The following is a 13465-nucleotide window of genomic DNA, read 5'->3' on the forward strand; positions in this document are numbered from 1 at the left end:
AGGCACGCAATAGGAGTTGAATGCTTTCGTCAAGTCGATGGCGTGCTCAATTTCTGCGCCAGACACTCGCCAGCCAGGGCTGCTGCTCCCTTGGCAAACCAGCCGGTCGATAGTAGTGCTCAAGCTCTGCAAAACCCGCTTCGTTCAGCAGTTCGCGCCATGATTCCAGGTCGTGATACGAGCCATAGCGTTCGCCTTTCCAGCCTTCCTGGTTCTGGCCTCTTGGATTGGAGCTGAACAGCACGCCGCCCGGCTTGAGCGTGGCGTGCAGTTGGCGCAGGACGTTGGGAAGTTCCTGCTTCGGGATGTGAAACAGCACTGCATTGGCAAATATGCCGTCGAAGCGAGCGGCGGGTAGGTCCAGTTCCAGAAAGTTCTGGTGCAGCACTTCACAGCCGCTGTCCTCGCGTGCCATTTGTGCGAAGCGTTCGCTGCCGTCCAGACCGACGGCGATATGCCCCATGGCGCTGAAGGTTTTCAGGTCACGGCCCGGCCCGCAGCCAAAATCCAGAATCTGCCAGGGTGTGGGGCCCTGAATATGTCGCAAGAGCGCGGCAATGTTCTGGCTGACGTCGTGATCGCGGGTGCCTTCACGGAAGTCTTCGGCCACCTGGTTGTAATGGCCGACGGTAATGGCAGTGATATGGGCGAGGTCTTGGGCGTCGAGCTTCATGGCGAGCGGTTGTCCGGGCAGTGGAGGTCGTCAATATACCTCCAGCCCGGACTGAAGCAATGACTCAGCGCTTGTTCAGAACCCGCGCAAGTCGGTCGCCACCCAGTTGAATGGCGGCCACCAGCACCACCAGCAATACGATCACGGTGAGCATGATCTGTGTGTCGAAGCGTTGATAACCGTAGCGGTAGGCGATATCCCCTAGCCCGCCGGCACCGATGGCTCCGGCCATGGCCGACGAGTTGATCATCGTGACGAGGGTGATGGTGAAACCACCGACGATGCCCGGCAAGGCTTCTGGCAGCAGCACATGCCAGACGATATGCCAGCGACGGCAGCCCATGGCTTGTGCGGCCTCGATCAAGCCATGATCGACCTCGCGCAGGCTGACTTCGGCAATGCGGGCGAAGAAGGGCGTTGCCGCAATGGTCAATGGCACCACGGCCGCCCATACACCGTAGCTGGTGCCCACGATCAGCCGCGTGAACGGAATCAGCGCGACCATCAGGATCAGGAACGGAATCGAGCGAAACAGGTTAACGAAAGCGCCGAGCACCTGATTCAGTACCGGTGCTTCGTAGATGCCGCCCCTGGAGCTGGTCACCAGAATCACCGCCATCGGAATGCCCAGCAGCAAGGCCACGAATGAGGACACGCCGACCATCAGAAAGGTATCGAGCACGCCTTGCAGTAAACGATCAACCCACATAACCCAATACCTCCGCGTGTGGCGCATGCTGGCGTGCGCGGGCCAGCAATTCGTCTCGACTGTGGGGTGAGCGGTTGATCGACAGGATCAGATGCCCGACGGCACGCTCCTGAATACGCTCCACGCCACCTTGCAATAACTTCACCTGGCCACCGAGGGCTGCGAACAATGCAGCCAGGTCCGGCTCTTCGGCACTGACACCGGTAAAGCTCAGGTCCAGCAGCAACGCGGCGTCCGGGTGAGTCGGTTGCGGTGCCAGGCGCTCCAGCAAGGCTTTCGGCAAGCCGAGTTGCAGCGGCGCGAGCAAGGTCTTGCTCACCTCATGCTGCGGGTTGCCAAACACTTGCCACACCGGGCCTTGCTCGACCACCTGGCCTCTTTCAAGCACCACTACACGGTTGCAGATATCACGGATCACCGACATCTCGTGAGTGATCAGCACGATGGTCAGGCCCAGGCGCTGGTTGATCTCGCGCAGCAGGCCCAGGATCGATTGAGTGGTTTCCGGGTCCAACGCCGAGGTCGCTTCGTCGCACAGCAGGATGGCCGGGTCATGCACCAGCGCACGGGCAATGCCCACGCGTTGTTTCTGCCCGCCGGAAAGCTGCGCCGGGTAGGACGTGTGCTTGTCCTGCAGGCCGACCAGCTCCAGCAGTTCAGTGACCTTGCGCTGGCGCTGCTCCTTGGGCACGCCCGCGACCTTGAGTGGCAGCTCAACGTTCTGCCACACGGTTTTGGCCGACATCAGGTTGAAGTGCTGGAAGATCATGCCGATGCGTCGGCGCAGTTCTACCAGCTTGTCTTCGTTGAATTCGCCAATGTCCACCTGATCGATCAACACCCTGCCGCTGCTGGGTTGTTCCAGACGGTTGATGGTGCGGATCAGCGATGACTTGCCCGCACCGCTGCGCCCGATGATGCCGAAGATCTCACCTTTCTGGATGGCCAGTTCGATGTTGCTCAGGGCTTGCACGGGACCTTGCTGGCCGTGGTAGGTCTTGCCCAGGTTGATGAAACGAATATGGGCGTGATTCAAGTCCGGGTGCAATTCGGCCTGGCTGGCCGAATGTCCGGGAGCGGTCGGCTGTTGCCGTTGCGCAAGTGCGTTCATGTCATTCCTTCCAGCCCGGCTGGTAGAGCTTGCCGTTGACCTTGTCCAGAGAGGCGCGCACCACCGGGGAGTGCTGATAGATATCGACGAACTTTGCCAGGCGCGGATCGTCCTTGCGTTCAGGCTTGATCACGAACTGAATCACGTATTCCGGGTGGTCCAGGCCGTCGAACAGAATGGCCGAGTCAGCCGGGAAGGTCTTGGCCAGGCGGATATAGGCCGGATAGCCCTGAACCAGATCGGCATCATCGTAGGCGCGCACCAGTTGCACGGCTTCGACCTGAATGATCTTGATCTTCTTCGGGTTGGCGGTGATGTCTTCTTCGGTGGCTTTGTAGCCCACGCCTTGCTTGAGCGTGATCAGGCCAGCCTTGGCCAGCAGTTGCAGGCCGCGACCGCTGTTGATCGGGTCGTTGGCGATGGCCACGGTGGTGCCAGTAGGCAGCTCATCGAAGCTTTTGTATTTCTTCGAGTACAGCCCGACGTTATTGATGATGCCCGGCGCATAGGACACCAGATTGTAACCGGCGGCCTCGTTGGCGTTGGTCAGGAACGGGATGTGCTGGAAGTAGTTCACATCGATATCACCCGCCGCGAGGGTGACGTTGGGGGCGATCCAGTCGGTGAACTCCACCAGTTCGACCTTCAGGCCTTGCTTGGCGGCTTCTTCTACAGCAGCTTCCAGCGGGATGGCAAAGGCGGCGGTGGTGCCGACTTTCAAGGGCGCATCGGCGGCGTGAGCGGTGAGGGTCAACAGGCTGAGGGCCAGGGCGATAAAGGGTTTTTTCATGATGCTGTCCGTTGTTTTGAAATGTAGGAGCGCGAGACGCTTTTTCGCGAATGAATTCGTTCCTACGGGGAGTGTGTAAGAGCGACTTCAGTCGCGAAGCCGTGATGTCGATGTCTTGATCCTGCATGGTTGTCGGGCAGGTGCGCGTTGCCTTCGGGAAACAGCTTCTTGCGCAGGCTGCCGTCTTCATAAGCGGTCTTGTACGAGCCACGGCGTTGCAGTTCTGGGATCACCAGGTCGATGAAGTCCACATAGCTTTCCGGGGTGACGATGCGGGTCAGGTTGAAGCCGTCCAGACCGGTTTCCTCGATCCAGGATTCCAGCTCGTCCGCGACTTGCTCGGGCGAGCCCACCAGCGTGATATAGCGGCCGCCCAGCGCGTGTTGGTCGAGCAGGCGCTGGCGGGTCCAGTCGTTGTTCTTGAGGTTTTTCGTCGCGGACTGGATGGCGTTGCTTTTAACGTACTGGATAGGCTCGTCCAGCTCGTATTCGGCGAAGTCGATACCGGTGGAGGCCGCGAAATGCGCCACGCCGGCTTCGGCACTGGCGTAGCTGCGGTATTCGGCGTATTTCTCACGGGCAATGGCTTCGGTGGCACCGACAATCACGTTCAGGCCCATGAACACCTTGATGCCGTCGGGGTTGCGCCCGGCGGCTACGGCGCTGGCGCGGACCTTGTCCACTTGCTCACGGGTCGCGGCCTTGTTCTGGCCGCTGATGAATACGCACTCGGCATTCTGCCCGGCGAACTGCAAGCCTCGTTCCGAGCTGCCAGCCTGAAACAGTACCGGCGTTCGTTGCGGTGACGGTTCGCACAGGTGATAACCCTCGACCTGATAGAACTCGCCCTTGTGCCGGACCTTGTGGACTTTGTCCGGTCTGGCGTAGACGCGCTGTTCACGATCATTGATGACCGCGCCATCTTCCCAACTGCCTTCCCAGAGTTTGTACAGCACTTCCAGATATTCGTCGGCCTGATCGTAGCGGCGGTCATGTTCGACCTGCTCGGTCAGGCCCATGGCCCTGGCCGCGCTGTCGAGATAGCCAGTGACGATATTCCAGCCCACCCGGCCACGGCTCAGGTGATCCAGCGTCGACATGCGCCGGGCGAACAGATAGGGCGTTTCATAGGTCAGGTTGGCGGTCAGGCCGAAGCCGAGGTTGCGGGTGACCGCCGCCATGGCCGACACCAGCAGCAACGGGTCGTTGACCGGTAACTGGATCGACTCCTTGAGCGTGACGTCCACCGAGTTCTGATACACGTCGTACACGCCGACGATATCGGCGATGAACAGCCCGTCGAACAGGCCGCGCTCCAGCAGTTGTGCCAGCTCGGTCCAGTATTCCAGGGTCTTGTACTGGGTGGAGTTGTCCCGTGGATGTGTCCACAGACCATGGTTGATATGGCCGATGCAGTTCATGTTGAACGCATTGAGCAGGATTTTCTTCTTGGCCATCAGAGGGTCCCCCGGCGTGGAGGATTGGTGTCGTTGAGGTAGTAATTGCCGATGGCGTGATACTTCCAGCGCACCGGGTCATGCAGCGTATGCACGCGGGCATTGCGCCAGTGACGGTCCAGCCCGTGTTCGGCCAGCGTCGACTGGCTGCCGGCCAGTTCAAACAGTCTGCTTCCTGCTTCCAGCGAAATTTCCGTGCTGATGGCGCGGGCCTCTGCCACGGCGATGGACGCAGCGGCCAGGGTCTGGTCGTTGCTGTCGGCCTGGGCGATGTCGAGATATTCGCCAGCCCGTTCGAGCAAGGCTTCGGCTGCATGCAGGCGGATACCCAGCTTGCCGAAGCTGTGCAGGGTCAGCGGGTCGTCCACGGCTTTTTCTATACCTGAATCGATCCATGGCCGCGTGCGGGTGCGCACGAATACCAAGGCGTCTTCAAAGGCTGCACGGGCAATGCCGGTGTCGATGGCCGCATGGAGAATCTGCGCCAGCGGGCCGACCGTGGTCGGGCGCTCGAAAGCGCTCTGGAACGGGATGACATCCTCGGCGCTGACATACACATGCTCGAACACCACCGAGCCGCTGCCGGTGGTGCGCTGGCCGAAGCCGCTCCAGTCATCGATAACGCTCAGGCCCGTGCTGTCGTGGGGTACGAAAGCCAGTTGCTGAATGCCTTGGTCGTCAATGACCGAGGTCGGAATCCGCTGGGCGTACAGCGCGCCAGTGGCGTAGAACTTGCGGCCGTTGATGCGATAACCGTCGCCATCACGCTCCAGACGTGTGGTGCGTTCGCTGGCGGTTTTGGTGCCCAGCTCTGCGAGGGCATTGCCGAAGCGTTTCCCGGCCAGCACTTCGGCATACAGGCGTGCCTGTTGCTGTTCGCTGCCATTCACGCGCAGCACTTCAAGGGCGTAGAAATGGTTCTGCGGGATCTGCCCCAGCGAGCCGTCAGCCTGGGCGATTATCTGTACGACCTTGGCCAGGGTGACAGTGGACACGCCCGCGCCACCGAAGGCTTTGGGCACACTGATGCCCCACAGGCCGGACTGGCTGAACAGGTCGAGTTCGGGGGTCGGCAGACGGCGTTCGCGGTCACGCAGGGCGCTGTCGGTGGTGAATGTCTGCGCCAGTTCGCTGGCCACTTGCAGGGCCTGCGCGTCACTGGTGATCACGACAGGGGGTGGAGTGAAGCTCATAACGATGTTCTCCAGTTGTCTGGTTCAAATCCAGGAGTGGCGTGCGGGCAGGGTGCCGTTCAGATGCCAGGCGCCGACGGCGTAGTATTTCCAGCGCACCGGGTCATGGAGGGTGTGGACGCGGGCATTGCGCCAGTGACGGTCGAGATTGAACTGCGCCAGGGTGGCGCGGCTGCCGGCCAGCTCGAACAGCTTTTCACTGGCGAGCAACGAGATTTCCGTGGTCAGTACCTTAGCGCGGGCCACTGCAATGGAGGCGCGGGCTGCGGAGTCCTCGTCGATTGGCGCAGCATTCACTTCGTCGAGGGTCTGGGCGGCCTTGCGCAAGAGGGCTTCGGCGGCATGCAGGTCGAGTTTCAGCTTGCCGATATCAGCGATGACATAAGGGTCGTCACTGGCTCGCTCGACGTTGGCATCGACCCATGGACGAGCACGCTCGCGTACAAAGGTGATGGCCTCGTCGATGGCCTCGCGAGCGATACCTGCATCAATGGCGGCTTGAATCAGTTGTGAGACAGCGCCCTGAATATTTGGAGTCAGCGCCAGGCGCCAGTTGTCGACCACGTGCTCGGCTTCCACCGGTACGTTATTGAGCAATACCGTGCCACTGGCCGTAGTGCGCTGGCCGAAGCCTGACCAGTCATCGACGATGCTCAGGCCCGGCGCGCCGCGTTTCACGAAGGCCATGACCTGCCGACCTTCGTCATCCAGGGCCTTGACCGCGACCCAATGGGCGAACAAGGCGCCGGTGGAATAGAACTTCTGGCCGTTGATGACAAAGCGGTCGCCGTCGGCGGTGATACGGGCCTTGAGTTCCAGCGTGTTTTTCGTACCTCGCTCGGGCCCGGCATTGCCGATGCGCCAGCCATCGAGGACGCTTTGAAACAGGGACTTCTTTTGCTGTTCGTTGGCACCGTCCTGCAGCAGATGAAGGATGCCGAACTGGTTCTGCGGAATCTGCCCGAGTGCAGGGTCAGCGGCCGAGATGATCCGGAATACTTCGGCAATGGTCACGAAGGAAACCTGCGGGCCACCATAAGCCTTGGGAACGGAAATGCTGCCCAGCCCGTTACGGGTGAACTGCTCGATTTCCGGCCAGGGCAGCCTGCGTTCCTGATCCCTTCTGGCTGCATTCAGGCGTGCGATGCCTGCCAGCTCATGGGCGGCAGCAATGGCCTGGGCGTCGTTGTGCAACACCCTGGCCGGGAGTAACAAGGGCGCAACATCCGGCTCTTGTGAAGTCGAGATGTGCTGGGCAGTGTTTTTAGGCAATGCCCTGGTGTTATCCACGGGGGTAATTGTGAAAGAGACCATCGGAACCTCATAGCGGGTGCCGCCCGTGGGGGCAGCAAGAGAACATCGCGAAGTCCGGTGGTCCGGTTCATATACCCTAATCTTGTATCAATTATTTTAAAACGTGAATTTTGGAATAAGCATAGATGGCAAATGCTGGCTACCCGGTGGGTCCTTGACGGGAGGCCCTGGCAGCCAGGTAAGGTGGCCTTTTGCTTGATGTTAGTTGTATGTGCGCTGAGGGTTTTATGGCAGTTATATGGATGTAATCTTGTTAATTACTGAGTGAGCCCTCATGAGGTTTGTCGGGGTTTTTATAAATGATGATGTGAAAAACGCCAGCGGTTCATGAGCGCAAAACATACTCATGCAAGGCTGGCGTATAGGCGATGAGGGTTATTAAGGCTCACCGGGGTAGTTCACTTGATTTCCGGATTCTTATTTCCCGTGGCGGTGCCCAATGAGAGTTGTTTCCTACCCGGTCAATGACACAGTAAGTGGCCTCCAGTTGTTCGCCGCCGGCCTCGCGTATCAGGGTTGCCGGTACGACTACATCAATGGGTTCCCCGACATCTTCGAGAGTCAGAGGTGGCAGGTCCATGCGCAGGTCTCCCCATCGCAGGGTAATTTCGTCATGGGGTGCCATGTTCAGATAAGGCTCGATCGTCATCGGCAGACCGCTGTTCATATGCCGCGTGCTCAAGCCGCGGCGAACTACCGAAGGCGGCAGTGACAGTGGCGCCAGCCCCTGATTTTCCTCATCTACAGGGTCCAGCAACTGGCCGCCGGGTGCGTCCAGCTTGACCCAGATCTTGCAGATGGGCGAGGTTACAGGCGCTCCGCCTACTTTCATCATCCTGTAGTAGGTACGGGCCTTGCCGTTCTGCAGAAAGCTTTCCGGCACGCGCAGAGCGAGGGTCTGGTCGATGTCGGCTGCCGTCAGAATCTTTGATGCGGCGTAGCAGCCATCCCAGAACAGCTCGATCAGATCACCTTCATCCATGTCGTCGTAGGGATGGATATGGACCATCAGATGGGACGCTATCCTGACCCCGATGCCATGACGACTGGCCTGGGGAATGAAGGGGGGTAAAAGCTTTGATGAGTCGGGGTTGCAATAGGTTTGGCTCATGGTCGAATACTCGTGGTTAACAGAAGTGCCAGTAACTGTTTGTTATAGAATTTGTAATTCTTTCGGTAGTGGCCTGGTCTGAAAAGTAAAAGGCGATAAGTGTCTGAAAGTGCGGGGGTGTGGCAAACATTACAGGGCGTTGTAAATTAATACTTGTAACTTTGTAGTGTGCGCCAAGACCACTGTTCTGAGTGAGCTAATGGGTTTTGTGTAAGCCTGTCAATATACGGATGAGGTGTTATGAAGCAGTTTCGAAAAATTAGATTATTCCTACATGGATATACAAAGACTGTTTACTTTTAAGCAAACTGGCTTCCTACTCCATCCAGGCCTCCGATATGTTCGTTGCCCAAGCAGCGGCGACGCCATGATTGATGGCGTGAAGGAGAGGCGAGTGTGGTGGGATCCGCATCAAGGGCAGCCGAAAAATGCCCTGGATTGCTGCAGTAATTCGATGATTTTAGGTAGATGAGTGCTTTGGGCTGGCAAGTATTTTGATAGGTCAGCTTGTGTCGCATTGTAAGACGGAGGAGGAACAGCGTCCTTGCGGACGCTGTTTATGCGGACAGAGCTTGTAGGATCAGGCTCTGGTACGTTCCAGAAATTGCCTGGTACGTTCTTCTCTGGGGTTGGCAAACAAGGCTTTTGCTTCTCCCTGCTCAACGATCACGCCCTTGTCGATGAAAATCACCCGATTGGCCACATCCCGCGCAAAGCTCATCTCGTGCGTGACGATGACCATGGTGCGGTTTTCCTCGGCCAGTGCCCGAATGGCGGTCAGCACTTCGCCGACCAGTTCCGGGTCCAGCGCAGAGGTGGGTTCGTCGAAGAGAATGACCTCAGGCTCCATGGCCAATGCCCGGGCAATCGCGACCCGTTGCTGCTGACCGCCTGACAGACGGCGCGGGTAGGAATCTTCCTTGCCGGACAGTCCGACCTTGGCCAGCAACTGCCGAGCCAGGGCCTCGGCCTTTTCCTTGGCAATCTTCTTGACCACCACCGGGCCTTCGATGACGTTCTCCAGCGCTGTGCGATGGGGAAAGAGATTGAAGTTCTGGAACACGAACCCGACCTGCTGACGCAACTGGCGGATAAGGCCCTGTTGCTGGCTCAAGGCACGACTGCCATCAATCTGGATGTCACCCACCCTGATCGTGCCGCTGGTGGGGGTTTCCAGCAGGTTCAGGCAACGCAGCAGCGTGGTTTTCCCCGAACCGCTGGGGCCGATGATTGCCACGACTTCCCCGGACTCGATGCGCAGGTCGATGCCCTTGAGCACTTGCTGGCCTTTGAATTCCTTGGTGAGGTTTTCAACCACGATCATGCTTCAGGTCTCCAGATCATGCCGATTGACCCTCGCTTCAAGACGGTTTTGCAGGTGCGCGAGCAGCGATGCTAGGACCCAGTAGATCAGCGCGGCGGCAAGGTACATGGTGAAAATTTCAAAGGTCCGTGCGGTGATCAGTTGCGCCTGACGGAACAACTCCGGCACCTGAATCGTAGCGGCCAGGGCCGTGTCCTTGACCAGAGAAATGAAACTGTTGCCCAGCGGTGGCAGGGCCGTACGTGCTGCTTGCGGAAGGATCGCCCGGCGCATGGTCTGCCAGCGGGTCATGCCGATACTGGCAGCCGCTTCCCATTGCCCGCGATCCACTGCGCCGATGGCGGCGCGCAGGATTTCACAGGCGTAGGCCGCCATGTTCAACGAAAAGCCGATCAGCGCTGCAGGCAGCGGATCCAGTTCGACCCCCAGTTGTGGCAGGCCGTAATAGATCACGAACAGTTGCACGAGCAGCGGTGTACCGCGGAAAAACGACACGTAGACACGTGCCGGCCAGCTCACCAGCCTGAAGCGCGACAGACGCATCAGTGCCAGGCCGAAGCCCAGCAGCAATCCGAAAAACATCCCGCCCAGGCTGAGAACGACCGTGTAGTACGCGCCCTTGAGCAGAAAGGGCGCAGAGTCCGCTATGAGCTTTAGGCTCTCTTCGATCATTTGGTCACATCAGCGTTGAAGTACTTTTGCGACAGTTTGCCCAGAGTGCCGTCAGCACGCAGCTTGTCGATTGCCTTGTTGATGGCGTCCAGCAATTCAGGCTCGCCCTTGCGCAGGGCAATACCGGATTCCTGACGGGAAAACGGAGCGCCCGCGACACCAAAGGCATCCTTGGTCTTGGCAGCGATTTCCAGAGCAGCCAGACGGTCGACCAGAATGGCGTCGATACGGCCTACACGCAGGTCCTGAAACTTGGTCGGATCATCGTCGTAGGTCTTGACGATGGCCGTCGGGACATTGGTCTTGATCCACTGCTCATAGTTGGTGCCCAGGCCTACGCCGACTTTCTTGCCCGCCAGATCCTGAGGCGTCTTGATGGTGTCTGCGTTCTTCTTCTGGGTCAGCGCCTGCAGGCCGGAGATGGTGTAGGGCTGGGAGAAGTCGTACTTTTTCTTGCGCTCTTCGGAAATGGTCACCTGGTTGATCACCACATCCAGACGCTTGGATTCCAGAGCCGCGAGGATACCGTCCCATTTGGTCGGTTGTACCTTGGCCTTGACGCCCAGTTCCTTGGCCAGAGCTTCGGAAAGCTCGACTTCAAAGCCGGTGAGCTTGCCGTTTTCGTCCACGAAGCTGAACGGTGGATAAGTGCCTTCCAGGCCCACATTGAGCGTGCCGCTGTCCTTGATCTTTTGCAGTTGTTCGCCGGCCATGGCTTGCCCGGCAATACCGGTGCCGAGCACCAGGCTCAGAGCCGAGAAGAGAAACGTGCGACGAATAGCGGAAATGTTCATGCGAGCCCCTTGTTTGTATGGAGTGTCAGGCAAGTCAGACCTGGCGACAGCGTTTAGCGGTCGCGAATATAAAGCGAGTTTCTTATAAACAAAAAGAACTAAAAAGCATCTTCAGGTTTTCTTTTGGTATATGTGTCAGGCGTCGTGCTATCAGCCGCTGAACACATCCGGATATGCGAACAACGCTGGCGCTCCGCCGGTGTGCAGGAAGACCAGCGGCCCATCATTGAAACGCTGACGCCCGATGCCGTCGAGCAGGCCCGCCATGGCTTTGCCGGTATAGACCGGATCCAGTAACAGACCTTCGTGGCTGGCTACCAGTTTGATTGCCGAGAGCGTGCCAGCGTTCGGTTCACCATAGCGTGGACCGAAGTATTCGTCCCATAGTTGCACCTTGAAGGCTGGCGGCAGGGCGATATCCAGCAATTCTGCCGTACGCTCGGCCAGGCCCTGAACCTTGGGAAACTGGGCTTCTTCGCTACGGGAAACGGTTACGCCAATCACCGGCAGTTCCGGCAACTGCTCAGCCAGAGCCAGGGCCAGGCCGCTGTGTGTGCCCGCGCTGCCGGAGGCCAGCACCACGGCGGAAAAGTCCAGGCCGGTCTGTTTGATCTGCTCTGCCAGTTCCAGTCCGGCACGCACATAACCCAGCGCGCCTACGGCACTGGAGCCGCCAATCGGTACCAGATAAGGCTTCTTGCCACTGGTGCGCAGGCGAGCAGCCAGGGCTTGCAGTTGCTCGTCGGCGTTATCGAGGTTTTCCACCAGCTCGACCTTGGCGTCGAACAGATCCAGCAGCAGGCGATTGCCGTTGTGCAGGTAATTGGTGTCTTCGGTGCCGATGGGGTTTTCCAGCAGCGCGACACAACCCAGCCCCAGACGAGCGGCCAGTGCTGCGGTCTGGCGCACATGGTTGGACTGGATGGCGCCAGCGGTAATCAGCGTGTCGGCACCCTGTGCCAGCGCATCGGCGGCCAGGTATTCCAGTTTGCGCACCTTGTTGCCGCCCAGCGCGAGGGTCGTGGTGTCATCGCGCTTGATGTAGATATCGCGGCCCGCCCAGGTCGACAGGCGCTCAAGCTTTTCCAGTGGAGTGGGAGCGTCGATCAGGTCGAGGCGATTGAAACGAGCCAGCTGTTTTTTGATCATCGTGATGGGTAAGCCGAGTAGGGAGTAACGGGACTATATGCAGAGGTTTCCTGCACGGCAACCCGGGATGTCTTATGACAGGGAGGCTAAAGCCCTACGTAAATTGTTATTTTTTCCGTGCAAATGTTTGCCGTAGAGTGGAGGCCGCAGGGGCCGCCATCATCGGGTTGCCTTCTTTGACTCAAGGAGAGTTCAGCGTGAGCGATATTCCAGAAGCACCTGCCTCGGGCCGCTCCAGCCATTGGCAGTTGCAGCGCATCGTCAGCCAGTTGCGCACCGCGCGTGAAGACTGGCGTACTCGCAACAGGCGGGTGAGCGGTGAGCATGGTGGTCGGGAGCTGCCTTCCCGGGCGGCCATGGGCGAGATTCTCGAAGCCTTGAGCGGCGCTTTGTTCCCGATGCGTCTGGGGCCGGTAGATCTACGCGAAGAAAGCGAGGATTTCTACGTCGGCCATACCCTGGACGTGGCACTCAATGCGCTCCTTGCTCAGGCACGGCTGGAGTTGCGTTACGTGGCCCATCAGCAGGGCAGCGGGACTCAGGGGATCGACGAGCGGGCACTGGAGCTGATTCAGGATTTCGCCACGGCCTTGCCAGGCATTCGTCTGCTGCTCGATACCGATGTGCTGGCGGCCTATCACGGCGACCCGGCGGCGCGCAGTGTGGATGAAGTTCTGTTGTGCTATCCGGGGATTCTTGCGGTGATCCATCATCGGCTGGCGCATCACCTGTATCGGGCCGGCCTGCCTCTGTTGGCGCGCATCAGCTCGGAAATCGCCCATTCCTCCACCGGTATCGATATCCATCCCGGCGCGCAGATCGGCCCTAGCTTCTTCATCGACCATGGCACTGGCGTCGTGATTGGCGAAACGGCCATTATCGGCGAGCGGGTCAGAATCTATCAGGCTGTAACGCTGGGCGCCAAGCGCTTCCCGGCGGACGAAGATGGCCAGTTGCAGAAAGGCCATGCTCGCCACCCGATTGTCGAAGACGATGTGGTGATCTATGCCGGTGCAACCATTCTGGGGCGCATCACCATCGGCAAGGGTTCGACCATCGGCGGCAACGTCTGGCTGACCCGTAGCGTCCCGGCGGGCTGCAACCTGACCCAGGCCAACCTGCTGCAACAGGACGACGGAACTCAGAAGTAAGAGAGTTGGTAGCTTCA

General features: G+C 59.1%; 13 protein-coding genes. 1 reads left to right on the forward strand and 12 read right to left on the reverse strand.

The genetic code is table 11. The annotated features are described in order from the left end of the window. Nucleotides 1-46: 46 nt before the first annotated feature. The 12 genes from KGD89_RS01630 to KGD89_RS01685 form a co-directional block, all read right to left on the reverse strand. Nucleotides 47-673, reverse strand: coding sequence for a class I SAM-dependent methyltransferase (locus KGD89_RS01630; RefSeq protein WP_025258087.1), 627 nt, complete (start codon nucleotides 671-673; stop codon nucleotides 47-49). 64 nt (nucleotides 674-737) lie between these two features. Next, entirely contained in the window at nucleotides 738-1382 is a 645-nt protein-coding gene (locus KGD89_RS01635; RefSeq protein ID WP_025258088.1) for a methionine ABC transporter permease, read from the reverse strand. Next, nucleotides 1372-2493 (reverse strand): methionine ABC transporter ATP-binding protein, encoded by a 1122-nt coding sequence (locus KGD89_RS01640; RefSeq protein ID WP_025258089.1) that lies wholly within the window; start codon nucleotides 2491-2493, stop codon nucleotides 1372-1374. The genes KGD89_RS01635 and KGD89_RS01640 overlap by 11 nt, the downstream gene beginning before the upstream one ends. A gap of 1 nt (nucleotide 2494) precedes the next feature. Then, nucleotides 2495-3283: a MetQ/NlpA family ABC transporter substrate-binding protein gene (locus tag KGD89_RS01645; RefSeq protein ID WP_025258090.1), complete on the reverse strand. Its 789-nt coding sequence runs from the start codon at nucleotides 3281-3283 to the stop codon at nucleotides 2495-2497. A gap of 62 nt (nucleotides 3284-3345) precedes the next feature. Next, nucleotides 3346-4740, reverse strand: a complete 1395-nt coding sequence (locus KGD89_RS01650; protein ID WP_025258091.1) for an LLM class flavin-dependent oxidoreductase — start codon at nucleotides 4738-4740, stop codon at nucleotides 3346-3348. Beyond that, nucleotides 4740-5933: an SfnB family sulfur acquisition oxidoreductase gene (locus tag KGD89_RS01655; RefSeq protein WP_025258092.1), complete on the reverse strand. Its 1194-nt coding sequence runs from the start codon at nucleotides 5931-5933 to the stop codon at nucleotides 4740-4742. Before KGD89_RS01655 ends, KGD89_RS01650 begins: the two co-directional genes overlap by 1 nt. A 24-nt stretch (nucleotides 5934-5957) precedes the next feature. Continuing rightward, the gene (locus tag KGD89_RS01660) at nucleotides 5958-7130 is read right to left on the reverse strand and encodes an SfnB family sulfur acquisition oxidoreductase (protein WP_025258093.1); all 1173 of its coding nucleotides are present in this window, start codon (nucleotides 7128-7130) and stop codon (nucleotides 5958-5960) included. A 502-nt stretch (nucleotides 7131-7632) separates the two neighbouring features. Continuing rightward, a complete protein-coding gene (locus KGD89_RS01665) occupies nucleotides 7633-8358 on the reverse strand; it encodes a hypothetical protein (protein ID WP_025258094.1) in 726 nt (241 codons plus the stop codon). A gap of 580 nt (nucleotides 8359-8938) precedes the next feature. Continuing rightward, nucleotides 8939-9682 carry an L-cystine ABC transporter ATP-binding protein TcyN gene (tcyN, locus tag KGD89_RS01670; protein ID WP_025258095.1) on the reverse strand — a complete coding sequence of 248 codons (744 nt, stop codon included), beginning with the start codon at nucleotides 9680-9682 and terminating at the stop codon, nucleotides 8939-8941. Nucleotides 9683-9685: 3 nt separating this feature from the next. Next, the gene (tcyL, locus tag KGD89_RS01675) at nucleotides 9686-10354 is read right to left on the reverse strand and encodes a cystine ABC transporter permease (protein WP_025258096.1); all 669 of its coding nucleotides are present in this window, start codon (nucleotides 10352-10354) and stop codon (nucleotides 9686-9688) included. Further along, nucleotides 10351-11148 carry a cystine ABC transporter substrate-binding protein gene (tcyJ, locus tag KGD89_RS01680; protein WP_025258097.1) on the reverse strand — a complete coding sequence of 266 codons (798 nt, stop codon included), beginning with the start codon at nucleotides 11146-11148 and terminating at the stop codon, nucleotides 10351-10353. The genes tcyL and tcyJ overlap by 4 nt, the downstream gene beginning before the upstream one ends. A gap of 150 nt (nucleotides 11149-11298) precedes the next feature. Further along, nucleotides 11299-12297 (reverse strand): D-cysteine desulfhydrase, encoded by a 999-nt coding sequence (locus KGD89_RS01685; RefSeq protein WP_025258098.1) that lies wholly within the window; start codon nucleotides 12295-12297, stop codon nucleotides 11299-11301. A 197-nt stretch (nucleotides 12298-12494) separates the two neighbouring features. Here KGD89_RS01685 and epsC point away from each other — a divergent pair, with 197 nt between their 5' ends. Beyond that, a complete protein-coding gene (epsC, locus tag KGD89_RS01690) occupies nucleotides 12495-13448 on the forward strand; it encodes a serine O-acetyltransferase EpsC (RefSeq protein WP_025258099.1) in 954 nt (317 codons plus the stop codon). Nucleotides 13449-13465 lie beyond the last annotated feature (17 nt).

Origin of the sequence: Pseudomonas cichorii (genome assembly GCF_018343775.1) — a bacterium.
GTDB lineage: Bacteria > Pseudomonadota > Gammaproteobacteria > Pseudomonadales > Pseudomonadaceae > Aquipseudomonas > Aquipseudomonas cichorii.